A 25,483-nucleotide genomic window follows, 5' to 3' on the forward strand; every position below is an offset into this window, starting at 1 on the left:
GATGAACACCGACACAACAAGTCGTAAATATCGCGATGGTGCAATGAAAAAGAAGTGGCGCTTATCCACTTTGGATCTTGTTCTTATTACCGTGCTGGTTGTACTACTAGCATGGCTCGGCTATCGCTCTTCCATCGGTATTAATTACCATTGGCGATGGTCTCAGGCTTTTGAGTTGGTGTTTACTCCCACTAGCAATGGTGGACTGCCCTACTTCGCTCAAGGCGCTATCTCGACATTGCGCCTTAGTATTTGGGGTATGCTGTTGGCGCTTTCCCTAGGCACTCTACTTGGACTAGCGAAGCACTCAAATATGGTGTTTTTGCGGGTTCCAGCAAATATCTTTATTCAGCTAGTAAGGAATATTCCACCACTCGTCTTCATATTTATTTTCTATTTCTTTATTTCCAATCAGCTAATTCCATTACTGGGGTTATCTGAATTACTTCGTGGTAGCAGTAGTGAAATCAGTGGCTGGCAATCCTTCTTATTCGGCCCCCAATCACTATGGGAGAACTTACTATCCGGCGTAATATGCATAGGTCTGCTTTCCTCAGCCTATGTCGCTGAAATTGTCAGAGCAGGGCTTAACGCTATACCAAAAGGTCAGTGGGAAGCTGGCCAATCATTAGGTTTGTCTACATGGCATCAATATCGTGATGTTATTGCCCCTCAAGTGCTTACTACTATAAGCCCCGCTTTAGCCGGTCAAGCCATATCCTTAGTCAAAGACACCTCGATTGTTTCACTGATCTCGATACAAGAGATGACATTTGTTGGCACTGAAATCGCTAATTCATCTGGATTGATATTTGAGATCTGGTTAATCGTGGGTCTGTGCTACTTTTTGCTCTGCTTTTCATTATCGCTATTGTTTAAAAAGCTAGAAGTAACCCAGCGCTAACACTGCGCAAACCTAAGCACTACTTTCTGACAGAACATTCAAATTATGGCCGTAATAGTATGTTATGGTCATTTCTTATCCATACTCACATTATTAGTAACCGCCAATTATTTTAACCACGTCATACTTTTAGGTATAAACATTATTATCTAACCATACGGTTTTATATAAACCTAGCGCCTTTATAATACGACATAATATTACATTTAATACATAACATTACCCGAACTTACATAACACCCTCACAAGTACCGACATACCGTAACTCATAGCCTATTTTTAAATATAAATTAATTTATCCATAAAGATCATCGTCGGAAATATATTCTATTAGCCATTTACTGAAACTTTAATTCCATTTGTCTGCACTTATAGCTTTGTTAATAATCATTTAGCCTATTTATAGATACGACGAGCCAAGAGCGTATTAATAATAAAACTTATTAGAGACTAAATAGGGATTTAACATGAAGAAAGTTTCTCTTTTAACAGCGGCTATTATTGCAGGTTTATCAGCAACGGCAGCGAATGCAGCTGACGTATATAAAGGTGATAATCTGAACCTAGCAGTGGGCGGTCGAGCTGAAGCGCGTGCTGATTTTGACAACAGTAGCAATGGTAGAGCGGTTACCGACACTAGCCGTGCGCGTGTGAATGTTCTAGCAACAACAGAAATTGCCGACGGCGTTCAAGCTAAAGGTTTCTTTGAAGAAGAGTTCAACCGAGGAAGTATGACCGACGGTAAGGCAAGCGGCGACGGGTATGATAACCGCTACCTATATGTTGGCATTGCTGGCGAGAACAACGAACTCCAATATGGTAAAACGGATGGTTCTTTAGGTATCATTACTGACTACACTGATATTCTTGATGCGTTCGGCGGCGAAGCGGGTAACAAAACAGCTACTGCTGACCGTACGACAAACCAATTGTTGTATATCGGTACATTCGGGGATCTTAAAGTTAAAGCTAACGCTAGTGGCGGCGGCAGCGCTGATTCATTCAACAAATACGACGCTGATATCTCAGGCACTGTAGATCAAGGTTATGGCATTGCTGCGCAGTACCAACTTGGCGGTCTTAGCTTCGGTGCAGGTTATGCTTATCAAAAAGATACTGATATCACGTCTAAAATTGGCGGGACAACAACTAACATTGACGAAGCGAAAAGCCAAAACGTTCTAGTTGGTGCGGGTTATCAGCTAAATGACCTATATCTTGGTGGTTTATATACTCAAGGTAAACTGCTAGACCAAGACTATAAAGGTTTTGAAGTAGCATCTAAATACGACCTAACAGACCGTATTCGTCTTGCTGCTGCATTCCAACAAGTTAAGTTCGATATCGCTGACGAAACAGACCAAAACATCGCGGCAAGCGTACACTACAAATTTACTAATTACTTCACGACTTACGCAGGTATCTCACAAGACCTTAAAGGCGACAAAGATACAGCAGGACGTGTTGGCGCTATCGTCACGTTCTAATTCTAAACTGCACTTTTGTTAGATGGGATGGATTAACATGACCGAAGATCTTTCCTGGCAGCTAGTTTAAATCCAAACGCCCTATCAGCCATCACCTTGTGATGGCTGTTTTTTTATTATTGAAGAATTAAATTGGTAGGTAGTGGTCCACCAGCAACACTACAAATAAAATCATCAAATGCATAATGGAGAATTTAAAAGTATCCATTGCTGTCTTTTCTGTTGCCGCATACTTTAATTTCCAAGCATAATAGATAAAACCTGCACTCAAGAAGGTCGAACCGGCCAAATACACCAATCCTGTCATTCCAACTAAGGCGGGTAATAAGCACACTAATGCCAACAAAATGGTATAAAGCAAAATAGAAGTCTTGGTGTATTCAATCCCGTGAGTCACCGGAAGCATAGGAATATCGGCTTTCGCGTAATCATCTTTTCTATGAATCGCCAATGCCCAAAAATGAGGTGGCGTCCATATGAAGATAATCATTACCAGTAACCAAGCATTAGCGTGCAGCTCTCCTGTGACCGCGGTCCAACCTAACAACGGCGGCATCGCACCAGCAATACCTGCGATGACAATATTTTGTGGCGTCGCTCGCTTTAAATACAAGGTGTACACAACAGCGTAGCCAAGCAAGCTAGCGAATGTAAGCCAAGCGGTTAACCAGTTCACCCCCAAAGCTAATATTGCAAAACCTAATACGCCAATACTCAGTGCAAAAGTAAAGACTTTACCAACACTCAAGTCTCCTGATGGCAACGGACGTTTATGGGTTCTAGCCATGACAGCATCAATTCGACGGTCAATTAGATGGTTGAAAGCTGCTGCAGAACCAGCCATTAAAGCTATACCCAACAATCCCAGCACGGTAGCCTGAACAGGCAAGGCTCCCGGTATCGCCAAACACATCCCAACCAAAGCTGTTAAGATCATTAATGCGACCACTTTCGGTTTGGTCAATGTTAAATACACACGCCAGTTGAGTCTTGGTTTAACGACGGAATCCACACGACTTGTCGCCGCCATTGTCAGTTTATTCATAGAGAACTCTCCTTGTCTCCAGATGCTTTCAGTCTCTCAACTTTATTCTCCGACTCAATAACTGTCAGTGTCGGCTTTTCTGATTGAGCGTACCGTATATTCCACATAATATAGTTAGCTTGAATTAGGCTTAATAGAAGTAGCGCAGCGCCCAGATTATGCATAACAGCTATTGGCAAAGGTAAATGGAACACCACATTGCTCACCCCAAGTGCAAGTTGAATCGCTAACAGTCCTAATAACAGTACTGCGACGTTGCGTACCACGCGTTGCTTATGTTTTAGCAAGCTCAGGCCTAATATCCCAACGAGTAAAGTCACCACAATCGCACCAAAACGATGACTCACATGGATGGTCATTCGTGCAGCATAGTCAAGTACGCCAAATTCGTAATTATCAAAGCCAGAATGGACTGGAGTGAAAGCGGTTTTAAAGTCGAGATAGCGCACCCATTCGCCTTCACAAATCGGCAAAGCGGTACACACCACAGCAGCATAATTTGAAGATACCCAACCGCCGAGTATTATTTGTAAGATGGTTGCGGTAAGAGCCAAGCCAGCCAATATTTTGAGTCGACGACCAATTATCTTTGGCTCACCAGTCACGATATTAGCTTCAACCACTGTTGGCTGAAAGGTCGCACTTACCGCAGATTTAGATTTCGCTTTATTATCCTGCCGCGTCGCTGTCACGTTCGGACGTAGTTTTAAATATGTGAAAAATAGTAAAGAAAACATCGTAAAGCCGCCTATCAGGTGACCCATGACTACAATTGGCATCAACTTAAGCGTCACCGTCCACATCCCCAATGCAGCCTGGAAGACAATCACTAAAGATAACGACAACGGCAAAGCCACCCCTAGTCGTGTACGCTCATATCTTAATGCCAGGTAGGTCATCGCGAACACAACCAGACCCAGAGATCCTGCCAAATAACGGTGTATCATTTCTAGCCAAGCTTTATGAGGCTCCACCGCTCGCTCGGGAAAAAGAGTATTAGCAACGGCAACATCAACGTTATTGCTCGGAACCGTAAGATGGCCATAACAACCTGGCCAGTCCGGACAACCTAAACCAGCATCAGCAAGGCGTGTATAAGCCCCCATTGCGATGACAACAACGGTCAGAACCAACGCCCCTTTCACCAAATCTATCAGTCTCATTGCAACTCCTTATGCCTTCAACACTGGTGCGCTCAACCTTTCGCTTCTACCCTACTCGCGATAACTTGAGTAACTTTCTTAGATCGGATAACAACCCCTTGCTATGGGCGATTTGTTGCTCCTTAGTTGTGGGTTCAAAAAACATCACGACTTGACCTAACGTGTCGGTAATGACATACCCTTGTGATGGCACTAAAGCCGAGAAAGCATCGTTAGCGGTCAACACGGTCACCGAATCCGGTAGTTCAGGCAGTACTTGTCCGGTCTGTACATAAACAACAGGTGTCACGCGCTCTTTATACTTTCCTAGCGCTAAGTATGTTTGTCCCATGACGTATAAGCGATTTAAGCATGCATCATCGCATGTAGCAGGAAGCATAAAACCAAGCTGCCAACTCTCTCCTTGAAGAGGGTTCACCATTCCCAGTGACTCAAACGTTACTCGAGGCTCCAACAGCTGACCATGATTGGTCACGCCAGACTCATACCAATGGTTACTCAGAATCGCCTTCGCGACGATAAACGGCAACGCAAAAAACAGAATCAACGCCAATAGCGTAAGTCGTCCTTTTAACACGGCTTTGGGCTTAAGCGAATGTGTCGTCATCCCTGTGCTCATAAACGCTCCTAATGTCTTGTTGAATGAGTTTTTCTGGCCCATCGATACACGGCAATACCTACTACGAAGGCAAATACCAACGCCATGGAGAACCACTGAAAAGCGTACCCATAGTGTTTGCTCGAGTTCATAGACAATGGTTTCCAAGGGTGAGCATAAGGCGTTGTTGAATCGATAGGCTGCAACGCCCATGCTTGTAAGGGCTTACCAGTAAGCTCTGCCAATGAACCTATATTTAAGTTCTGAATTCGAAATCTGGTAGAAATCGAAGAGGTAAAATCTTCAGGGTAGAGCTCATTACCTAAAGGGCTGTCCATCTTTTGATATAAACGCCCGGTTATCATCAGAGGTTGGGTTAAAGGCTCAACAACAGGTAATGACTGTCTTTGCTCCATTCCTTTAACGAAACCCAGTTCAAGAAGCAAAAAGCGTGACTGGTCATCGATAATAAGCTGAAACACCAAATAACCAACTTGTCCTTCAAAGGTCTGATTATCCAAATAAAAAAGCTCTGGCAGAGGTGTGACCTCAGCAAAGACGGTGACACCTATCCAATCAAGATAATCACTGTTCGATTGAGGCGTGTTTGAAAAATGGACAGAACTTAAAGAAACCGGAGGCAGCTTACTTCGCTGAGTCAACATCGACTCCATATGTGATTTGTCGTTACCTCGCTGTAGCTGCCACAATCCTAATTTGACCAAAGTAGAAAACACAACCACAGTTAATACAAAGCCGACCCAGAATTTCACCGATTTGAACCAAGCCACGTGAGGAACCTCAATGTCACCGACACTATTGTTTAAGATTGTTTTAGTACTGCTGTTACTTTTCATCATCTTTAACTTAGCGCTTGCCTTAATTCGAATGGTGCGAGACGACCCTAATTCTGATAAACCCATGAGTCACTATCTGGGTCGCCGTGTCTTATTTTCTGCGATCGTTATTATTCTTTTGATCATCGCCCTTCAAAGTGGATTGCTTGCTCCTAACCCCCGCCCTTATTAAGTCAGTTCTCTAAAACTTGAGTTAAAGTACATAAACAAAAACAAAGAGGCACAACCAAACCACATCAACAAAGTGCCAGTACCAACTGCCAGCCTGAAATGCAAAATGGTCTTTGGGAGTAAAATGATCTTTAGCGATTCGGAACAAGAGTACAATCAAGAAGATCGTTCCTAAACACACATGTAGGCCATGGAATCCAGTCAGCATAAAGAAGGTATTGCCGTATATCCCAGATTGTAAGGTCAGTCCCATATCTTGATATGCATGCGCATATTCAACCGCTTGGTAATAGAGGAAAAACACCGCTAGTACGATGGTAATCTCAAGCCAGACGATAAGCGCCGTTCGTTTGTTTTTCTCCAAACTGACATGCGCCATATGCAGCGTAATCGAAGAAAGCAGTAGTATGATCGTGTTCTTCAATGGCAAACCTTGCCATGGCATCGCCTCAGTCGTGTCACCTGCTGGCGTTGTCGTCAAAGGCCAAATTGCTTCAAAACTAGGCCACAGAACTTCGTGAGTCATCACATTGTTGTCTGCCCCGCCAAGCCAAGGGACGGAGATCATTCGTGCATAAAACAACGCCCCAAAAAAAGCGCCGAAGAACATCACTTCAGAAAAAATGAACCAGCTCATCCCTTGACGAAATGAACGCGTAATCTGATCTGAATACAAGCCTGACAATGATTCACTGACAACGTTGCTAAACCAACCTGACAGCATGTACAACAACACGACAAAGCCAAGCGCTAGAGTAACGTTACCAATGACACTACCCGCCCCACCAGTTTCTAAATGTTGAACCGTGAGCCCAGCACCAACCGCTACTAAAAACAGCGCGATTGCCCCCACGATTGGCCAACTACTCTGAGCTGGAACGTAATAAGATTGAGGTTTACTCATAGCTTAACTCCCTGTTAAGTGCGCTTTTGCTACCCTTACTGCGTTCAACGGCATCCTGCACGCTTGCATTGCTTGTGATGTTGTAGAGTGTGTACGACAAAGTCAGTGTGTGAATTGACTCGGGGATATCAGGTTCGATATAGAAAATTAGAGGCATCTCCGCTTCGCCATTAGCATCAAGAGGTTGATGGTTGAAGCAAAAGCACTCAATTTTATTAAAATAAGCAGCGCCAGTGCCCGGAGATACAGATGGCACTGCTTGCCCGATTAAAGATTGTGACGCATTGTTCTTTGCCAAATAAGCAGTTTGAATCACCTCACCGGGATGAACATCAAGGTAGATGGTTTCGGGCTTAAAGGTCCACGGCATATCAGGATTGATGTGTGCCATAAACTCAACACGAATCGTACGCGAGATGTCCGCCCTCATTCCGACGGGTTGCACCGCAGACACCGTATTGGTTTTACCATTGATACCCAATGCTTCACACATAATGTCGTACAACGGAACCAAAGCAAAACCGAACCCAAACATGCCGATAACAGCAACACTAAGCCACGTTACTAACTTTTTATTTGACTTACGGTTTTGCTCGCTCATAAGTCACCTCTCTAATCCACTTTGGGTGGAGTACTAAAGGTGTGATGCGGTGCTGGACTTGGGACTGTCCATTCTAGCCCTTCCGCTCTGTCCCAAGGTTTGGCTTCGGCCTTTTCTCCACCTTTAATGCACTTGATTACTAACCATAAGAAAATCAACTGCGACAAACCAAAGGCAAAACCGCCGATTGAGACGATCTGGTTTACATCCGCAAATTGAATTGCATAGTCAGGAATACGCCTTGGCATGCCCGCTAATCCTAAGAAGTGCATCGGGAAAAACAGCACATTAACCGAAATAACCGAGCACCAAAAATGCCACAAGCTAAGTTTGTGATCGTACATATGTCCTGTCCATTTGGGCAGCCAGTAATAAGCGGCCGCCATAATTGAGAACACAGCACCAGAGACCAATACATAGTGGAAGTGAGCCACGACAAAATAGGTATCGTGATACTGGAAGTCCGCCGGCACGATAGCTAGCATCAACCCAGAAAAACCACCGATGGTAAACAAGACAATGAAGGCGATGGCGAACAGCATGGGCGTTTCGAACGTTAACGCACCGCGCCACATAGTTGCTACCCAATTAAATACTTTCACACCCGTTGGCACAGCAATCAGCATAGTGCAGTACATGAAGAACAACTCTGCGAATACCGGCATCCCTGTAGTAAACATATGGTGCGCCCAAACCAAGAAAGACAACAGTGCGATACTGCACGTCGCATAAACCATAGAGTGGTAGCCAAACAGTTTCTTACCACTAAACGCTGGTACGATTGCAGAGACGATACCGAAAGAAGGTAAAATCATGATGTACACTTCTGGATGGCCAAAGAACCAGAAGATATGTTGGAACATCACAGGGTCGCCGCCACCCGCTGCATCAAAGAAACTGGTTCCAAAATACTTGTCTGTTAACACCATTGTCACAGCACCCGCTAACACTGGCATCACCGCAATAAGCAGGAAGGCTGTAATCAACCAAGTCCAAACAAAGAGTGGCATTTTCATCAACGTCATCCCAGGGGCGCGCATATTGAAAATGGTAACAATGACATTTATTGCCCCCATGATGGAGCTAATCCCCATGATATGTACCGAGAAAACAAACAATGCCGTACTATCGGGACCATAGGTTGTAGAAAGTGGTGCATAGAATGTCCAACCAAAATCAGGACCACCACCGGGCATGAAGAGAGATGACAATAGAATCAGGAAGGCGAACGGCAGAATCCAAAAGCTTAAGTTATTCATGCGCGGTAATGCCATATCTGGCGCACCGATCATCATAGGGATCATCCAGTTAGCCAACCCAGTAAATGCAGGCATTACTGCACCAAATACCATCACTAAGCCGTGAACTGTGGTCATCTGGTTAAAGAAATTTGGCTCTACAAGCTGTAAGCCCGGTTGGAATAGCTCTGCACGAATGACCATTGCCATCGCGCCGCCAGTAAGAAACATGGCGAAACTAAACCACAGGTACAATGTCCCGATATCTTTATGGTTAGTGGAGTATACCCATCTTGCCCAACCTGAAGGGGCGTGATCATGATGATCGTCTTCAATAACGGCCGTGCTTTCCGCACGACTCATCTCTGCATCCGTCGCTGTTGACGATTTAACTGTTTCCATAGGATCCGTTTTCATCATAACTCCTTGGAGCTGGTTTGCTCCCCATCTTGCGCTTTGAACGCATTGATATCAGAGGCTTGTACTGCATCTCCCGTATCATTACCCCAAGCATTTCGCTGGTACGTCACTACTGCTGCTATTTCTTTGTCTGTCAATTGGTTAGCAAACGACTGCATGGCTGTTCCATTTACCCCATCAACAATTTTGCTGATGTGAATCGACACATCTCCGGTCGTCGCAACTGCACTCCCCGCAATGGCTGGAAAAGCCCCCGTGATACCTTCACCGTTTGCTTGATGGCAGACAGCACAACGACCCGCATACACTTCTTCACCAATTGTCATCAGTTCATCAAGTGGAAGTGTGGCATCAAGAGATTTTGCTGCTTCCGCTGCTGCCAATGCCATTTCTTGTTTCTTTCCTGCTAACCATGCATCGTAATCACTCTGCTCCATGGCTTGAACGACGATCGGCATAAACCCATGAGCTTTACCACACAGTTCGGCACATTGACCGCGATAAACACCTGGCTCGTCAATCTTGGTCCATGCCTCATTAATAAAGCCTGGGATTGTGTCTTTCTTGACGGCAAAATCCGGCACCCACCAAGAGTGAATTACATCATCGGATGTCATTAAGAAGCGGATTTTTTGATTGATGGGTACGACGAGTGGATTGTCTACTTCTAGTAGGTAATGAGCACCTTTTTCTTCAATACCATCTATTTGCTTTTGAGATGTAGCCAACAAGGAGAAGAAATTAACATCTTCACCAAAGTACTCGTAGTGCCATTTCCACTGCGAGCCTGTAATTTTGATGGTGATATCGGATTGAGACGTATCTTCCATTGCCACCAAAGTTTTGGTCGCGGGAATCGCCATCGCAATCAATATGATAATCGGAATAACCGTCCAGACAATTTCAACTTTGGTGCTTTCGTGGAAATTAGCGGCGACGGCGCCGCGAGATTTTCTGTGTTTGAAAATGGAGTAGAACATCACTCCGAATACAACAAATGCAATGGCACAACAGATGTAGAAAATCAGCATATGCAATTCATAAACTTGGTTACTGATATCAGTAACGCCTTTAGTCAAGTTATAGCCGCTCGACTCGGCGATGAGAGGTTGGCTGATTAGCGCAGCAGCCACACCAATCCATAAGCGAATGGTCAGCAATCTCTTCAAAAGATTTCTCCTTTGCCTAGCCACGTTTGTCCTAACGTGGTTCCCCTATGACTTATACCAAGCACGTCTGAAGAGTGATCAAACAATTCAGGATGGTAAAGCCCGCAATCAAAACCCAACTAACTGTGATTCGACGACGTCTAACGAAGACCAACTAGGTTTTATCAACTCGAAAATGAGTTTCAAAAATAAAGCCAAACTGCACAAGTAAACAGTCATACACATGATAACCACTTACTTATTGAGTCCGGTATCAATAAAATACAACACAAAACAATTTGTTATATTTTTGTTAACTAAAGGCTAGTTAGAGAATTAGAGATTCGCAAGGATAAAAATAAAAGGTCACTTTTTGTGATGGTGGCTTGTCGATTACCGTTTAAATTTTGACAAACTGGAAAACTGATGTCTCTAGAACAACGGAAGGCGTGGATTCTGTCATTGCTCACAAAATACGTAAAAAACCATGAACCGCTCGTAGAAGTATTTTATTATTGTATGACAATATGGCATATTATTTCTATTCCCTTTAGACATACTTCGTATATACAAGAGAGTTGGTATGAGTAACGACAAATCATTCGATGCAATCAAGGCCATGAAGCTGGAAAACGACACTTCTGCTGGTAACTTGGTTGACCTACTACCTATTGAAGTTCAGAAACGAGACTTTGACCTGTCCTTCCTAGATAACCTTGCAGAGGCTCGTCCTCGCCTACTCATCCAAGCCAATGAACTAGCCGAATTTAAATCAAGAGTTAAAAAAGATGAATCTCACTGCATGTTCGATGACTTCATGAATAACTCGACGGCCAAATTTTACGATACTGAACCTTACCCAGAACCTCAGCCTTACCCAGAAGAAACGGTTGGCAAAGCCTCTCTTTGGCGACCTTATTGGCGTCAAATGTACGTTGATTGCCAGATGGCGCTCAATGCGACACGAAATCTAGCGATCGCAGGCATTGTCAAAGACGATAAAGAACTTATTGGCAAAGCTAAAGCTTGGACGCTCCAACTCGCGTCCTATGATCCAGACGGTGTAACATCTCGCGGCTACAACGACGAAGCAGCCTTCCGCGTCATCGCAGCAATGGCTTGGGGCTATGACTGGTTACATGGTCACTTTACTGAAGAAGAACGTACAATAGTACGTGAGGCATTAGTGACTCGTTTAGACGAAATTATGCATCACCTAAAAGTCACCGTTGACCTATTAAATAATCCATTGAACAGTCACGGCGTTCGTTCTATTTCTTCTGCTATTATCCCGACGTGTATTGCTCTCTATCACGACCATCCTAAAGCTGGTGAATATATTGCGTATGCGTTGGAATACTATGCCGTCCATTATCCGCCATGGGGTGGTGAAGATGGTGGCTGGGCAGAAGGTCCAGATTATTGGAATACTCAAACAGCCTTCCTAGGTGAAGCATTCGATCTGTTAAAAGCATACTGTGGTGTAGATATGTTCAATAAAACATTCTACGAAAACACAGGAGACTTCCCACTTTATTGCATGCCAGTTCACTCGAAACGAGCCAGCTTCTGCGACCAATCTTCTATCGGTGACTTCCCTGGGTTAAAACTTGCCTATAACATCAAGCATTATGCTGGAGTAAATCAAAAGCCTGAATACGTTTGGTATTACAACCAGCTGAAAGGCCGTGATACTGAAGCACATACGAAGTTCTATAACTTTGGTTGGTGGGACTTTGGCTATGACGATCTTCGTTTTAATATTCTTTGGGATGCGCCTGAAGAAAAAGCGCCGTCAAACGATCCGTTGTTAAAAGTGTTCCCTGTCACAGGCTGGGCAGCTTTCCACAACAAGATGACAGAGCGTGATAACCATATCCATATGGTCTTTAAATGTTCACCATTTGGTTCAATCAGCCATTCACACGGCGACCAAAATGCGTTTACTCTGCATGCCTTTGGTGAAACATTAGCGTCTATCACCGGCTACTATGGTGGCTTTGGCGTCGATATGCATACGAAGTGGCGTCGTCATACTTTTTCTAAGAACTTGCCCCTGTTTAATGGCAAAGGGCAGTACGGAGAGAACAAAAACACCAAATTTGAAGGTCACCAAGACCGCTTCTGTATCGAAGCAGGCGGTCAAATCACAGACTATGACACAGACTCTGACGTCAAATTTGTAGAGGGCGATGCAACCGAATCCTACAAGTTCTTTACACCAGATATCGAATCCTACAAACGTAAGATTTGGTTCGTGAAAGGCAAGCTCTTTGTCATCCAAGACAAAGCGAGCTTTGGCGAAGAGAAAGATCTCACTTGGCTAATGCATACCACGTTTAATACCGAGACGGCTCAAAAGTCATTTGCTATCCACGGTGACAAAGCACATCTAGATGTGAGCTTTATCAATCAGAGCGCTGAGAAAATTACGTCAGTGACCAACGTCGAAGGCTTTGGCGATGTGGACCCTTACGAGTTCCAAGATCTCGAGCTCCACCGTCATGTAGAAGTAGAATTTTCTGCATCAAAACAACACGACATTCTTACGTTGCTTGTCCCTAATAAGAACAACGGGGAACAGGTGCAGGTATCATACAGCGTTTGCGGTAGTGAACTAACGCTCATTGTAGACGGCGAAACGGTAGTCATTGATTTATCGTAATCCGTAAAAAAGGAACACAGCCCCTTTTAGCTACGCTTCAAGGGGCTTTTTTATCACTAACAGCTTTCGACTCTGGCTCATCCGAAACATCAAATTATATACATAATCTATAAACTGATTATCTATAGCCATCAATTATCAACAGAATAGACACCTGATAATCTCCGCCCTGCAATAAACAACGCATCGAACGCACTGTTGGTGCTGTTCATTGGAGAAACATATATGCAATATGAAGGTAAAGTTTATCGGCCTTGGCCCGAAGCGCGCAGCATCTTGATTCAGACCACTCTAGGTTGCAGTATTAATACTTGCACTTTTTGTAGCATGTTTGACGACAAACGCTTCAAAGTTCGAGATCTTGACGCTGTTTTTAAGGATGTTGACGACGCTAGATTCATCTATCCTCATGTGGACTCTATTTTCTTAATCGACGGTAATGTTATGGCAGCGCGCACCGAGTACCTTGTTAAGTTACTGGATAAACTGCGCAACACGTTTCCCGAAGCCTCTAAGATTTCGATGTACAGCGGCTTAAATGACTTTAGAAGAAAGACGGTCTCAGAGCTTAAAGAGATCAAAGATGCAGGACTGGATATGTGTTATTCCGGCTTGGAATCCGGAGATCCTGTCGTGCTGGAGCGAATCAAGAAACGTATGACCGCACAACACGCGATCGAAGGAATGGCAAGGGCGAAAGAAGCTGGTATTGAGACGCTGCTCTCTTTCATTTTTGGATTAGGTGGTCGTGAGCGTTCGAAAGAACATATCGTAGCAACGACTGAATTATTGAATATCACCAGTCCAGAACAAATTGCGCCCATGGCACTCGCGATTCAACCGGGTACCATCATGGAGCAAGAAGTGCAACGTGGCGAGTTTACTATGCCAACTCAGTTGCAAGTGCTGGAAGAAGAAAGATATTTGTTAGAAAACCTCAATATCGATACTTTCTATTGGGGTGATCACGGTAATAACCTTGTACCTCAAAAAGGTTTCTTACTTGACTCACGCGATCAGTTTTTGGCAAATATAGATCGAGCCATCGTGGCGAATCCTTTAGCAAAAGATAATATTATTCATACGTTTGCTTGGTAGAGGTAACGTGCTAGTGTGGCGGCCTACTTTAGACTGCCCACTTCATCGCTTCTCAAGTTCCCAATATGGCTGGCTTCCAAAATAGTCCGAGAAAAAGTCGATGAACGCTCGAACTTTTGGCGCTAGCAAGCGCGAACTTGGGTAGACCGCCCAAATAGCGGTTTCAGATATCAAAGGGTAGTCTTCTAGAATCGGAATCAACTCCCCTCGCTCTAGATACTCGTAGCAACACCATGCAGAGCTTACCGTTATTCCTAATCCATGCACACAAGCGTCTCTTACTGCTTCACCATTGTCGGCTTTAAACTCGCCTTTAGGTTTCACAGATACCGGACCATCTGGTGTCTCGAATGTCCAATTTTCAAAGCCAGTTAAACAGACAAAATCATGTTCAAGCAATTCAGTAGGATGAGTTGGCTTGCCATGTTTAATGAGGTAACTAGGAGATGCACATACAATTCTAGTATCACTGGTAAGTTTACGTGCCACTAATGTTGAATCTTTGAGGGCCGCATTCCTTATTGCAACATCAAATCCTCCTTCAACTAAGTCGATAATAGAGTCCGAGAGTCGGCAATCGATTTTTAACCCCGGATGTGCATCCATAAAAGCCTGCATGGCTGGAATCAAATGCATACGTCCAAAAGACGCCGGAGCAGAAACTCGTAGAACACCACTTGGTAGCCTATTCCCCGCTCCTACCGATGCTCTGGCTATTTCTATACTTTCCAATACCTCTTCCGCGTGCGGGAGAAAAGCTACTCCTTCTTCGGTTAGCGATACTTTTCGGGTTGTTCTATGAACCAATCTAACACCTAAAGCGCTCTCTAACTTACTGATATAGGAACTTGCTACGGCTGGCGACAAGCCTAGCTCTTGGCCAGCTTGACTAATATTGTGCGTTGCCGCAAGACGAACAAATAGTTTTAGATGCTCAACATTCATGGTTTCCCTTATCTCAAAACATCAGTAGGCATACTCACTTAGTGAGTAAATTAAAACCTAGCGACGCACTTACACAACAATGACACTTCACCAATAGCATTCAATATCTAAATAATAATGCAAATATCGGACGATTATAAACGTTATCTATAAAGTATTTCAGGAAAACAAGCATAGTTTGCAAGCAACTATCACTCTAAAGTTAGGTCAATAGCAACGGACAACGGACCTGCATCGAGATCAGGTTTGGTGATTTCAATAGTTAATGATCAATAAAAGGAAGGCGATATGTCTATGTATTATTCAGTTTTAGAAGTGACACCAACAAGTCAAGATTGGGTAGCTGACTACATTGGTCCGGCAAATAAACTTGTCGCTAAATATGGAGGTAAGTATCTGGCCCGAACTAATCACCATGAGCGTCTTGAAGGTGAACGACAGGATCCTGCTCTGCGAATTATTATTGAGTGGCCTTCACACCAGGCGGCCAAAGACTTTATGAATGATCCGGAATACCTTCCGCACCTTACCGCACGAACCAAAGGTTCAGTCAGTCATCACGCGCTTATCGAAGCCAAAGATGACTTAACATAAAATAAAAAGCCATCACGTTCGCAGTGATGGCTCAAAATGTCAGCTAAAGAAACTTGATAGTTCAATAAAAATGTACCGTCTGCTAACCTAAATCGCCAGCCATTCCACCTCGACAATGGGTTTGCCTAGATACTTCACACGTCCTAAGAAACGATCACCAGAAACAATCTCGCCAACCCCTTGGGGCGTCCCGGTCATCACAATATCTCCATCTTGCAATTCAGTGTAAGAAGCCAGTTCTTGCAAAATCACAGCTGGTTTATACAACATTTGTTTGGTGCCACCTAGTTGCATTCGCATACTGTTGATAAACAACTCCACCTCAAGCTCACAGACATCCATATCTGATAATGGAATGAAACGGCTAAATTTGGCCGAGTTATCAAACGCTTTAGCTCTTTCCCAAGGCAGACCCTTCTGTTTCAACTTAGACTGTAAGCTTCGTTTGGTAAGATCTAATCCAAAGCCCACTGCGTAGAGTTGTCGGTTGCGGATAAGGAAGCAAATTTCTGCCTCGTAATGAAGAGGCTCATCAAGGTAAGAATAAAGCTCTGATGCGATACTAGAGTTTGGTTTGTTGAACACCACCATATCTTCAGGGATCTCATTCCCTAATTCATTGATGTGTTCGACGTAGTTACGGCCTACGCACAAGATCTTCGATGGGAAAAAAGAGTCATCTCCAACAAATACCGCTTTCATTGCCCTTCCTTGACTGACAGGTAAATTCAACACTAAGAACTGTGCATTTTAACGGATTTATAGTGACAGACTTATGATTTAGAGGAGTATTTTTCAAAGTTGAGGCAAGGATCGAGGTTTAAGTTGTTATCGTAGTTGCGCACCCAGCCCACAAATTTGATAGGAATTCATCTCACTCCTTGCATTTTAATTCAATTTCGACAACCATTTGTATATTCAATTTATCGAGTGACGAGTCGTTAATGTCCGCTGAGCCCCTGTATATTCAAATCAAACAATACATCAAACAGAAGATAGACCAAGGGCACTGGCCTGTTGGACAGCGTATCTCAACCGAAATGGAGCTCACCGAACAGTTTTCTGTCAGTCGAATGACCGTTAATAAAGCCATTAGGGATCTGGTGGGTGAAGGAAAATTAGAGCGACGACCAAGGCTTGGTACGTTCGTAAAAAAGCAGAGTGAAAAGGCTGAGAGTCCTCTACTTGATACACGGAACATCGCCAAAGAAGTCGCTTCTCGCGGTAAAACTTATTCGTGCGATGTCATTAAACACCTCGCAACCAAAGCCGACCAGAATATCGCCACCAAGCTAGGCGTTATGTTGGGGAGCTCGGTTTACTACAGTGAGATCTTACACAAAGAAAACGACCTTCCTATTCAGTTGGAATGTCGTTGGGTAAACGCAAAGTTTGCACCTGACTATTACAAACAAGATTTCTCGAAAGTCACTCCAAACGAGTACTTGACGCTAAACTGCCCAATGACTGCAGTTGAACATACCGTCGAAGCCATTATTTGTAATGATGAAATAGGTCAGAGACTCAAAATGACGACAAAGGAGCCTTGTTTATTGCTCCACAGAAGAACTTGGAGTGACGACCGCCTTATCAGTACAGCCCTGCTCTACCATCCCGGTAGCCGCTATCAGCTGAGCTCGAAAGTCACCCTTTAGTCACGTGTAGTACTCTCGAATTAAACAAACTAAACAACTCACTAATTTGTAAGCTAACTAACTATAATACAACGAGTTAGCTTACGTTGGCTTACCCCAATACCTAAGTTCCAATGTTAGGATTTCTCGCATAATAACCACACAAACCAGTGAGAAATCAGAATGAAAAAAACAGTCTTAGCACTTTCTTTAGCCATCGCCGCTTTTTCTACGGCACCTTTAGCCAACGAAGGCTTCTACGTTGGTGCCTCTTATTCAAAAATGAGTTACGACGCAGCGTTTGTAAGCAGTAACGAAGTGACAAATGGCTTCTCAGCGAATGGCGGCTATGATTTTGCTTTGGGTAGCTTTTTTGTACTTGGTACAGAGCTAGAATATAAGAATCTTGGTTCAACCAAAGAGTCTTTCCTCAACGATTATTACACCTTGTCGATGACCTCATACGGAATCAATGTCATCCCAAAACTTTATATGGGCGATCGTTTTTACGCGCTAGCAAAACTAGGTTTCCACAAAATTAATTCTGAAGTTGAAACTAACGTTTCGGTCAACGGTTCATCAGTCTCCGACACTGCATCCGTATACGGACTCGGTCTTGGCTACGACATCACGGAACACTTTGCGATTCAAGCTAGCTACGAAATTCACAACATTGCCGTCTACAATACCAAGTCTGCCAACCTTGGAGTGAAGTTTAACTTCTAATCTTCCCTATATCTGGCAAATTGTACTCACTTTAGTAGGTCACCGTATAGTGGCCTACTTCTGTTTAAGAACATGTATATCAGTCAGTTAAGCCACAGAGTTACCGCCGTTAAGGTTTAAAATCACCTAACCTGATCCTTCTATTTAATCATCTACTAAAACCTCAAATCTTAGATGCTTAGATCACATTTTGTACGATGCACTATTGATCAATTGTATATATTCGACTAAATATTTGTATATACAATAAAGCTTTGGATTAAACATGCACTTAATTCTTAAAAATGCCCGACTTGTTACTATGGAAGAAGGTTCAACTGGATACACTCCTACGGAGCCTTGTTACCTTCTTATTCGTAGTGGGTTAATCGTCGCTATAGGTGAAGACCTATCCACACTCTACGGCAATACGCCAAAAGAGTGGTCAGATTGTCCAGTACTCGATTGCGCTGGCAGTATTGTTACGCCCGGATTAATTGATCCTCATACACATTTGGTTTTTGCCGGGAGTCGAGCACAAGAATTCGAAGCACGTTTAAACGGCGAATCGTACCAAGCTATCGCTCAGCGCGGTGGCGGTATTAACAGTACGGTTGCATCGACTCGTGCCGCCTCTGTGGACGAGCTAATTGAACTTGCCCTACCAAGATTGGACAGTTTGATCAAAAGTGGCTGTACAACTATCGAAGTGAAGTCAGGTTACGGATTGACGCTAGAAGATGAAGCGAAGATGTTGGTGGCCGCCAAGTCGTTAGAAAACCATAGACGCGTCAGTATTACCACGACGTTACTCGCAGCACATACTGTCCCCCCTGAATATCAGGATAGAGCGGACGACTACATAAACTACGTGGTAAACGACATCATCCCTCACATCGCAAAACACAACTTGGCAGATTCTGTAGACGTGTTTTGTGAATCCATAGGATTTACTCTAGAGCAAACTGAACGTGTTTTTGCCGCAGCTAAAGCGCATGGTCTTGCTGTCAAAGGGCACACCGAGCAGCTCAGTAATCTTGGCGGCAGTGTACTTGCCGCTCAATACAAAGCGCAGTCGGTCGACCATATCGAGTATCTGGACCAAGCGGGCGTAGAAGCTCTTGCCACTTCAGGGACCGTAGCAACACTTTTGCCCGGGGCATTTTACTTCTTAAGAGAAACACAGCTGCCACCCATTGAATGGCTGCGTGAGTTCAACGTGCCAATGGCAATCGGTAGCGACATTAATCCCGGAACCTCTCCATTTGCAGACTTACAGTTAATGATGAATATGGCTTGTACCTTATTCCGTCTAACGCCAGAAGAAGCGCTTCGTGGTGTGACATGCCATGCTGCGGCAGCAATTGGTCAGAAAGACACCATAGGACAAATCCGCAAAGGATTTAAAGCCAATTTAGCCATTTGGGATATCGACCATCCGAGCGAGCTTAGCTATCAGTATGGATTGAAAGGACTTAAACAACGTATCTTTGCTGGGAGTATCGAACATGTCGCCTAAAGCAATCAATACTCAGCACAGTTTTACTTGGTCTGGCCGTGACGACCTCGAAGATGGCAAGATGCGTCTCAGAGTTCATCACGTCATTACACAGATTCATGAGCTAACGTCAGACACTTGTGGTGCTCAACTTCTAGGTTTTGAAACCGATGAGGGCGTGTCCCGAAACAAAGGCAGAGTTGGCGCTAAAACGGCACCTAATGCGATCCGAGGTGCCTTAAGTAATTTGGCTTGGCACTCTGAAGCTAAGATTTTAGACCTAGGCAATTCCGGCTCACACAACACATCGTTGGAACAAAATCAAAGTACAACAGCCGAAATCATTACCAATGCCCTCTCGCATGGACCTGTCGTCGTGCTCGGCGGTGGACATGAAATCGCTTGGCCATCTTTCTTAGGGCTATCAAACTACCTACGCCAAAGCGAACCCAATCCCAGAATCGGTATCATCAATTTCGACGCTCATTTCGATCTTCGAGAGTATCAATCTGAAACCATGCCCTTAAAGCCGAGCTCTGGAACACCATTCTCGCAAATTGCTGACCACTGCCAATCAGAGCAACTCGCTTTCGAATACCTTTGTATCGGCATCAGTTCAACTTCCAATACACAAGCCTTATTTGATAAAGCGCAGCGCTTGAATGTTCGCTATATCGAAGACACAGAGCTACTGCTTACCCCCCACACACCAATGCTTGAGGAACTTGAACAGTTTATTGCCAGCGTCGACTACCTCTATCTCACAATCGATCTAGATGTGTTCAATGCAGCGCTTGCTCCGGGAGTCAGTGCTCCCGGTGCGATTGGTTTATCCATTGAACACTTCTATCCATTTTTTGACGCGATATTACAGCACAACAATAAGTTGCTGATGGCGGATATTGCTGAATATAACCCTACTTATGACATTGACAATCGCACCGCCAAACTCGCCGCTAGGCTCTGTTGGCAAATGCTGACGGCAATGTCCAAGCAGCAAAAATAGACAATAGATAACAATTAACAACCAATTACGTGAAACACAGTGCGACGCCGCATAACGAACCAACTTGGCGTCCACCATTCAAAAGGAAAACAAGATGACTGATAGTAATAATGCTCGTCTAGATGTGACTCGCAAAATCAAGGCACCACATGGTACTGAGCTAAATGCCAAATCATGGCTGACAGAAGCACCACTGCGCATGCTGATGAACAATCTTGATGACGAAGTTGCTGAGCATCCTCAATCATTAGTGGTTTACGGCGGTATCGGCCGAGCGGCCCGTAATTGGGAGTGTTACGACAAAATCGTCGAAGTCCTAAAACGTCTTGAAGATGATCAAACACTCTTAGTTCAATCCGGCAAACCCGTCGGCGTTTTCCCTACACATAAAGACGCCCCACGCGTATTAATTGCCAATTCCAACCTTGTCCCACATTGGGCCAATTGGGAGCACTTTAACGAGCTGGATAAGCAGGGCCTAATGATGTACGGCCAAATGACGGCAGGTTCGTGGATTTACATTGGTTCTCAAGGCATCGTTCAAGGCACGTATGAAACCTTTGTGGCGATTGCCAAGCAACATTTTAATGGCGATGCCAATGGCAAGTGGATTCTAACAGGTGGCCTTGGCGGTATGGGGGGCGCTCAACCACTCGCGGCGACTATGGCTGGCTTTTCAATGATTGCTGTAGAGTGTGACGAATCTCGTATCGATTATCGTCTAAATACTCGTTATGTCGATACTAAAGCGCATAGCCTCGATGAAGCATTGTCCATCATTAAGAATAGCGACAAACCAATCTCAGTTGGTCTACTAGGAAATGCCGCTGATATCTATGCAGAATTGGTAGAGAAAAACATCACGCCAGATGTTGTCACCGATCAAACCTCAGCACACGATCCTCTTAACGGTTACTTACCGCAAGGCTGGACCATGGAACACGCTAAACAGCAACGTGAAAGCGATCCAACGGGCGTGGTGAAAGCGGCCAAAGCCTCGATGGCAGTGCAAGTTGAAGCCATTCTAACTATGCAACAACGCGGCTCAGTAGCAACTGACTACGGTAATAACATTCGTCAAATGGCGTTGGAAGAAGGGGTAGACAACGCGTTTGATTTCCCAGGTTTTGTTCCTGCGTATATCCGTCCACTTTTCTGTGAAGGTATAGGACCTTTCCGTTGGGCTGCACTCTCTGGTGATCCGGAAGACATCTATAAAACAGACCAAAAAGTCAAAGAGCTGATTCCTGATAATCCGCATCTGCATAACTGGCTCGATATGGCGCGTGAGCGTATTCAGTTCCAAGGTTTACCTGCTCGTATCTGCTGGGTAGGCCTGAAAGATCGTGAGCGTTTGGGTCAGGCTTTCAATGAAATGGTTAAGAATGGCGAACTAAAAGCACCTGTGGTTATTGGTCGTGATCATCTTGATTCAGGTTCAGTAGCCAGCCCGAACCGCGAAACCGAAGGTATGATGGACGGCTCAGATGCGGTGTCCGATTGGCCATTATTGAACGCCTTACTCAACACCTCAGGTGGTGCTACTTGGGTCTCTCTGCACCACGGCGGCGGTGTAGGAATGGGCTTCTCACAACACAGTGGAATGGTCATTTGCTGTGATGGTAGCGATGATGCTGCTCGACGTATTGCACGCGTTTTACACAATGACCCTGCAACTGGCGTAATGCGCCATGCCGATGCTGGGTACGACATAGCTAAACAATGTGCCAAAGAACAGGGCCTAGACCTGCCAATGCTGAATCAAAATGATGATAATCGAGCTTAAGGAGCACACCATGTTGAAATTAGTTCTTGAGCCAGGTCAGCTAACGTTAGCGCAACTACGCCAACTCAGCCGTTCTCCTGTGAGCTTATCTTTGCATCCTTCAGCGGTTGAAGACATTGATGCAAGCACTCGAATTGTAGAGCAAGTTATCGCCGAAGATCGTACGGTCTACGGCATCAATACTGGCTTTGGATTGTTAGCTAATACACGCATTGAGCCAGAAGATCTCGAGATCCTGCAAAAGAGTATCGTATTGTCACACGCCGCCGGTATTGGTGAGCTAATGAGTGATGAAACCGTTCGTCTGATGATGGTGCTAAAGATTAACAGTCTTGCACGCGGCTATTCAGGTATTCGACTTAAAGTGATTCAAGCCTTGATTGAACTGGTTAACTCCCAAGTTTACCCATGCGTTCCACAAAAAGGCTCTGTGGGCGCATCAGGTGACTTAGCCCCACTTGCTCACATGAGCACAATCTTACTCGGTGAAGGTGAAGCGAGACATAACGGGAAAATCATTAGTGGTCTAGAGGCTTTGCAAATTGCTGGGCTTGAACCAATCACGCTAGCACCAAAAGAAGGGCTAGCACTACTAAACGGCACGCAAGCCTCGACAGCGTTTGCTTTAGAAGGTCTGTTCTTAGCGGAAGATCTGTTTGCATCAGCAACGCTATGTGGCGCAATGTCGGTCGAAGCCGCACTGGGTAGTCGCCGTCCATTTGACCCGCGCATTCATCGAGTAAGGGGACATCGCGCACAAATGGATGCAGCTCTAGCCTATCGCCACCTATTGGAAGGCAGTAGTGAAGTGGGTGATTCTCACCAAGCATGCGAGAAGGTACAAGACCCGTATTCGCTGCGTTGTCAACCTCAGGTGATGGGGGCATGTCTACAACAAATTCGTAACGCCGCAGAATCACTTCAAGTGGAAGCCAACTCTGTTTCTGACAACCCATTAGTGTTTGCTGATGACGGCGATATTATTTCCGGCGGTAACTTCCATGCTGAACCTGTCGCAATGGCGGCAGATGGCTTAGCGCTAGCGATCGCAGAAATTGGCAGTCTTTCAGAGCGCCGAATGGCATTGCTCATTGATAGTGCCCTGAGTAAGTTACCGCCTTTCCTCGTCGACAACGGCGGTGTTAACTCAGGCTTTATGATTGCGCAAGTAACTTCAGCAGCGTTAGCAAGTGAAAATAAAACCCTTGCTCACCCAGCCTCAGTTGATAGCTTGCCAACTTCGGCTAACCAAGAAGACCACGTTTCTATGGCAACCTTTGCAGCTCGTCGCTTAAAAGATATGTCAGAAAATACGCGCGGTATCTTGGCCGTGGAATATCTAGCGGCAGCTCAAGGGTTGGACTTCAGAGCACCACTGAAGTCCTCGCCACGAGTAGAGCAAGGTAAACAAATCCTGCGTGAAGCGGTGCCGTTCTACGATAAGGACCGCTACTTCGCCCCGGATATCGCTAAGGCAAATGAGATTATCAAGCTCGCACTACATAACGCACTGATGCCTGAGAATATACTTCCAAGCCTCTGATTTTATAGATTTAAAAAAGAGCTAGCATACTGCTGGCTCTTTTTTGTTGTACGCAAATATTTACCAATTAAATAACCGGACGACATGTTGGCAGTCACAAGTTTAAAATGAGCCTATGTGTACATGCATCAAATTGCGTTATAACAAATGTGCTTAATAAAAGAACAACGAGGCACAAAAGACATGGAAAATACGTTTAACCACCCTATGCCCAACGATGAGGGCTATTTTGGCGAATACGGCGGTAGTTTTATCCCTCCTCAGCTACAAGAAATCATGGATGAAATCAGCGCAGCTTACGACTCATGCCGCCAAGATCCAGATTTCAGAGCCGAGCTTGCACGCCTATATAAACACTTTGTAGGTCGCCCTAGTCCAATCTTCCACGCTCAAAATCTTTCTGATAAATACGGCGCACCTATTTATCTCAAACGGGAAGATTTAAACCACACCGGCGCACACAAAATTAATCACTGCTTGGGCGAAGCGCTGCTTGCTAAAAAGCTTGGTAAGAAAAAGCTCATCGCGGAAACTGGAGCGGGTCAGCACGGCGTTGCCCTTGCCACAGCGGCGGCTTTAGTAGGTCTAGAGTGTGATATCTATATGGGTGAAGTCGATATCGCAAAAGAGCACCCAAATGTAGTAAGAATGCGAATTCTAGGTGCTAATGTGATTCCTGCCACTCACGGTAGAAAAACGTTGAAGGAAGCGGTAGATGCTGCATTTGAAGCCTACTTAGCGGACCCGCACACTCAGTTATACGCCATTGGATCGGTTGTCGGTCCCCATCCATTCCCTGCAATGGTGCGAGACTTCCAATCGATTATCGGTAACGAAGCCCGCGTTCAGTTCCAAGAAATGACAGGTGAACTGCCCAATAATCTCGTAGCATGTGTTGGTGGAGGCTCTAATGCAATGGGTCTGTTTAGCGCGTTTTTGAATGATGAAGAGGTTAAAATCCACGGGGTCGAACCATCAGGGCGCGATTTGCATACCGAAGGTGAACATGCTGCGACGCTAACACTTGGTGAGCCTGGCGTTATGCACGGGTTCAAATCATACATGCTAAAAGACGGAGAAGGCGAGCCTCAAGAAGTATACTCAGTGGCAAGTGGTCTCGACTATCCATCGGTAGGGCCTCAACACGCCTACCTCAAAGATACTGGCCGAGTGAGTTACGGCCATATTAATGATAAAGAAGCCATTGATGCTTTTTTCGAGCTATCTCGTTTGGAAGGCATTATTCCAGCCATTGAGTCGGCTCACGCCGTTGCTTACGCGCTGAAATTGGCAAAAGAGGGAGAAAAGGGGTCTATTCTTCTCAACTTATCTGGTAGAGGCGACAAAGATATCGATTTTGTTGTTGAGCATTATGGGCAAGACTTCGGTATTGAATCGCTGCTGTAGGCCGTAAAAGACCACAACATACCTTAAAGAGTTCTGCCTGATTGAGTCGCTTATCAGGCAGAATTA

Annotated in this window: 23 protein-coding genes; 13 read left to right on the forward strand and 10 right to left on the reverse strand. The window is 44.8% G+C overall.

Going from position 1 to position 25,483, the window contains the following annotated elements:
- Position 1 precedes the first annotated feature (1 nt).
- Together OH456_RS01090 and OH456_RS01095 are read left to right on the forward strand one after the other, a co-directional pair.
- On the forward strand, positions 2-904 hold the full coding sequence (locus tag OH456_RS01090; RefSeq protein ID WP_270032780.1) for an amino acid ABC transporter permease: 903 nt from the start codon (positions 2-4) through the stop codon (positions 902-904).
- Between the two features lie 467 nt (positions 905-1,371).
- A complete protein-coding gene (locus OH456_RS01095) occupies positions 1,372-2,391 on the forward strand; it encodes a porin (protein ID WP_270032618.1) in 1,020 nt (339 codons plus the stop codon).
- Positions 2,392-2,518: 127 nt separating this feature from the next.
- Here the strand turns inward: OH456_RS01095 and cyoE are convergent, their stop codons facing one another.
- Genes cyoE through OH456_RS01115 form a run of 4 tightly spaced genes read right to left on the reverse strand, consistent with a single transcriptional unit; the run spans position 2,519 to position 5,988 of the window.
- Complete coding sequence (gene cyoE, locus OH456_RS01100; protein ID WP_038221602.1) at positions 2,519-3,421, reverse strand: heme o synthase; 903 nt, start codon at positions 3,419-3,421, stop codon at positions 2,519-2,521.
- Between the two features lie 11 nt (positions 3,422-3,432).
- Positions 3,433-4,599 (reverse strand): COX15/CtaA family protein, encoded by a 1,167-nt coding sequence (locus OH456_RS01105; RefSeq protein WP_252039590.1) that lies wholly within the window; start codon positions 4,597-4,599, stop codon positions 3,433-3,435.
- Between the two features lie 46 nt (positions 4,600-4,645).
- Positions 4,646-5,218, reverse strand: coding sequence for a hypothetical protein (locus tag OH456_RS01110; RefSeq protein WP_270032619.1), 573 nt, complete (start codon positions 5,216-5,218; stop codon positions 4,646-4,648).
- A gap of 8 nt (positions 5,219-5,226) precedes the next feature.
- Positions 5,227-5,988: an SURF1 family protein gene (locus OH456_RS01115; RefSeq protein ID WP_270032620.1), complete on the reverse strand. Its 762-nt coding sequence runs from the start codon at positions 5,986-5,988 to the stop codon at positions 5,227-5,229.
- 13 nt (positions 5,989-6,001) lie between these two features.
- On the opposite strand from OH456_RS01115, the gene OH456_RS01120 reads away from it, so the two are divergent.
- Complete coding sequence (locus OH456_RS01120) at positions 6,002-6,226, forward strand: DUF2909 family protein (protein WP_081411502.1); 225 nt, start codon at positions 6,002-6,004, stop codon at positions 6,224-6,226.
- Between the two features lie 21 nt (positions 6,227-6,247).
- Here OH456_RS01120 and OH456_RS01125 read toward each other — a convergent pair whose 3' ends face one another.
- From OH456_RS01125 to coxB, 4 genes are read right to left on the reverse strand one after another with little or no spacing between them, the layout of a single operon-like run.
- Entirely contained in the window at positions 6,248-7,129 is an 882-nt protein-coding gene (locus OH456_RS01125; RefSeq protein WP_236110121.1) for a cytochrome c oxidase subunit 3, read from the reverse strand.
- Positions 7,122-7,730, reverse strand: coding sequence for a cytochrome c oxidase assembly protein (locus OH456_RS01130; protein WP_006069123.1), 609 nt, complete (start codon positions 7,728-7,730; stop codon positions 7,122-7,124). The genes OH456_RS01125 and OH456_RS01130 overlap by 8 nt, the downstream gene beginning before the upstream one ends.
- Positions 7,731-7,741: 11 nt before the next feature.
- Positions 7,742-9,370, reverse strand: a complete 1,629-nt coding sequence (gene ctaD, locus OH456_RS01135) for a cytochrome c oxidase subunit I (protein ID WP_373455203.1) — start codon at positions 9,368-9,370, stop codon at positions 7,742-7,744.
- 14 nt (positions 9,371-9,384) lie between these two features.
- The gene (gene coxB, locus OH456_RS01140) at positions 9,385-10,557 is read right to left on the reverse strand and encodes a cytochrome c oxidase subunit II (protein WP_038221542.1); all 1,173 of its coding nucleotides are present in this window, start codon (positions 10,555-10,557) and stop codon (positions 9,385-9,387) included.
- A 562-nt stretch (positions 10,558-11,119) separates the two neighbouring features.
- Between coxB and OH456_RS01145 the strand changes: the two genes are divergently transcribed.
- Positions 11,120-13,201: a DUF4962 domain-containing protein gene (locus OH456_RS01145; protein WP_124941838.1), complete on the forward strand. Its 2,082-nt coding sequence runs from the start codon at positions 11,120-11,122 to the stop codon at positions 13,199-13,201.
- Positions 13,202-13,426: 225 nt separating this feature from the next.
- Positions 13,427-14,299: a radical SAM protein gene (locus OH456_RS01150; protein ID WP_124941837.1), complete on the forward strand. Its 873-nt coding sequence runs from the start codon at positions 13,427-13,429 to the stop codon at positions 14,297-14,299.
- Positions 14,300-14,341: 42 nt separating this feature from the next.
- Here the strand turns inward: OH456_RS01150 and OH456_RS01155 are convergent, their stop codons facing one another.
- Positions 14,342-15,244, reverse strand: coding sequence for a LysR family transcriptional regulator (locus OH456_RS01155; protein WP_124941836.1), 903 nt, complete (start codon positions 15,242-15,244; stop codon positions 14,342-14,344).
- A gap of 288 nt (positions 15,245-15,532) precedes the next feature.
- Here OH456_RS01155 and OH456_RS01160 point away from each other — a divergent pair, with 288 nt between their 5' ends.
- Positions 15,533-15,838, forward strand: coding sequence for a DUF1330 domain-containing protein (locus tag OH456_RS01160; protein ID WP_124941835.1), 306 nt, complete (start codon positions 15,533-15,535; stop codon positions 15,836-15,838).
- An 87-nt stretch (positions 15,839-15,925) separates the two neighbouring features.
- Here OH456_RS01160 and OH456_RS01165 read toward each other — a convergent pair whose 3' ends face one another.
- On the reverse strand, positions 15,926-16,540 hold the full coding sequence (locus tag OH456_RS01165) for a fumarylacetoacetate hydrolase family protein (RefSeq protein ID WP_006069131.1): 615 nt from the start codon (positions 16,538-16,540) through the stop codon (positions 15,926-15,928).
- A 242-nt stretch (positions 16,541-16,782) separates the two neighbouring features.
- Here OH456_RS01165 and hutC point away from each other — a divergent pair, with 242 nt between their 5' ends.
- From hutC to trpB, 7 genes are all read left to right on the forward strand, one after another.
- Positions 16,783-17,493 carry a histidine utilization repressor gene (gene hutC / locus OH456_RS01170; RefSeq protein WP_124941834.1) on the forward strand — a complete coding sequence of 237 codons (711 nt, stop codon included), beginning with the start codon at positions 16,783-16,785 and terminating at the stop codon, positions 17,491-17,493.
- Between the two features lie 162 nt (positions 17,494-17,655).
- On the forward strand, positions 17,656-18,198 hold the full coding sequence (locus OH456_RS01175) for a porin family protein (RefSeq protein WP_124941833.1): 543 nt from the start codon (positions 17,656-17,658) through the stop codon (positions 18,196-18,198).
- Between the two features lie 265 nt (positions 18,199-18,463).
- A complete protein-coding gene (gene hutI, locus OH456_RS01180) occupies positions 18,464-19,696 on the forward strand; it encodes an imidazolonepropionase (protein ID WP_124941832.1) in 1,233 nt (410 codons plus the stop codon).
- On the forward strand, positions 19,686-20,681 hold the full coding sequence (gene hutG, locus OH456_RS01185) for a formimidoylglutamase (RefSeq protein ID WP_124941831.1): 996 nt from the start codon (positions 19,686-19,688) through the stop codon (positions 20,679-20,681). The genes hutI and hutG overlap by 11 nt, the downstream gene beginning before the upstream one ends.
- A gap of 94 nt (positions 20,682-20,775) precedes the next feature.
- Positions 20,776-22,467, forward strand: coding sequence for a urocanate hydratase (hutU, locus tag OH456_RS01190; protein WP_124941830.1), 1,692 nt, complete (start codon positions 20,776-20,778; stop codon positions 22,465-22,467).
- A gap of 10 nt (positions 22,468-22,477) precedes the next feature.
- Positions 22,478-24,010, forward strand: coding sequence for a histidine ammonia-lyase (gene hutH / locus OH456_RS01195; protein WP_038226375.1), 1,533 nt, complete (start codon positions 22,478-22,480; stop codon positions 24,008-24,010).
- A gap of 207 nt (positions 24,011-24,217) precedes the next feature.
- Positions 24,218-25,417, forward strand: coding sequence for a tryptophan synthase subunit beta (trpB, locus tag OH456_RS01200; RefSeq protein ID WP_240206436.1), 1,200 nt, complete (start codon positions 24,218-24,220; stop codon positions 25,415-25,417).
- The last annotated feature ends 66 nt before the right edge of the window (positions 25,418-25,483 follow it).

It is taken from the genome of Vibrio sp. La 4.2.2, assembly GCF_027586995.1.
GTDB classification, from domain to species: domain Bacteria; phylum Pseudomonadota; class Gammaproteobacteria; order Enterobacterales; family Vibrionaceae; genus Vibrio; species Vibrio mediterranei.

Bases quoted from the DNA above. Each gene is read 5' to 3' on its own strand.
- hutC (WP_124941834.1), top strand. From the start codon at position 16,783: ATGTCCGCTGAGCCCCTGTATATTCAAATCAAACAATACATCAAACAG.
- OH456_RS01125 (WP_236110121.1), bottom strand. From the start codon at position 7,129: ATGAGTAAACCTCAATCTTATTACGTTCCAGCTCAGAGTAGTTGGCCA.
- hutU (WP_124941830.1), top strand. From the start codon at position 20,776: ATGACTGATAGTAATAATGCTCGTCTAGATGTGACTCGCAAAATCAAG.
- OH456_RS01145 (WP_124941838.1), top strand. From the start codon at position 11,120: ATGAGTAACGACAAATCATTCGATGCAATCAAGGCCATGAAGCTGGAA.
- OH456_RS01110 (WP_270032619.1), bottom strand. From the start codon at position 5,218: ATGAGCACAGGGATGACGACACATTCGCTTAAGCCCAAAGCCGTGTTA.
- OH456_RS01155 (WP_124941836.1), bottom strand. From the start codon at position 15,244: ATGAATGTTGAGCATCTAAAACTATTTGTTCGTCTTGCGGCAACGCAC.
- OH456_RS01150 (WP_124941837.1), top strand. From the start codon at position 13,427: ATGCAATATGAAGGTAAAGTTTATCGGCCTTGGCCCGAAGCGCGCAGC.
- OH456_RS01120 (WP_081411502.1), top strand. From the start codon at position 6,002: ATGTCACCGACACTATTGTTTAAGATTGTTTTAGTACTGCTGTTACTT.
- OH456_RS01090 (WP_270032780.1), top strand. From the start codon at position 2: ATGAACACCGACACAACAAGTCGTAAATATCGCGATGGTGCAATGAAA.
- OH456_RS01130 (WP_006069123.1), bottom strand. From the start codon at position 7,730: ATGAGCGAGCAAAACCGTAAGTCAAATAAAAAGTTAGTAACGTGGCTT.
- OH456_RS01165 (WP_006069131.1), bottom strand. From the start codon at position 16,540: ATGAAAGCGGTATTTGTTGGAGATGACTCTTTTTTCCCATCGAAGATC.
- trpB (WP_240206436.1), top strand. From the start codon at position 24,218: ATGCCCAACGATGAGGGCTATTTTGGCGAATACGGCGGTAGTTTTATC.
- cyoE (WP_038221602.1), bottom strand. From the start codon at position 3,421: ATGGCGGCGACAAGTCGTGTGGATTCCGTCGTTAAACCAAGACTCAAC.
- hutH (WP_038226375.1), top strand. From the start codon at position 22,478: ATGTTGAAATTAGTTCTTGAGCCAGGTCAGCTAACGTTAGCGCAACTA.
- OH456_RS01105 (WP_252039590.1), bottom strand. From the start codon at position 4,599: ATGAGACTGATAGATTTGGTGAAAGGGGCGTTGGTTCTGACCGTTGTT.
- ctaD (WP_373455203.1), bottom strand. From the start codon at position 9,370: ATGGAAACAGTTAAATCGTCAACAGCGACGGATGCAGAGATGAGTCGT.
- hutG (WP_124941831.1), top strand. From the start codon at position 19,686: ATGTCGCCTAAAGCAATCAATACTCAGCACAGTTTTACTTGGTCTGGC.
- OH456_RS01160 (WP_124941835.1), top strand. From the start codon at position 15,533: ATGTCTATGTATTATTCAGTTTTAGAAGTGACACCAACAAGTCAAGAT.
- hutI (WP_124941832.1), top strand. From the start codon at position 18,464: ATGCACTTAATTCTTAAAAATGCCCGACTTGTTACTATGGAAGAAGGT.
- OH456_RS01175 (WP_124941833.1), top strand. From the start codon at position 17,656: ATGAAAAAAACAGTCTTAGCACTTTCTTTAGCCATCGCCGCTTTTTCT.
- OH456_RS01095 (WP_270032618.1), top strand. From the start codon at position 1,372: ATGAAGAAAGTTTCTCTTTTAACAGCGGCTATTATTGCAGGTTTATCA.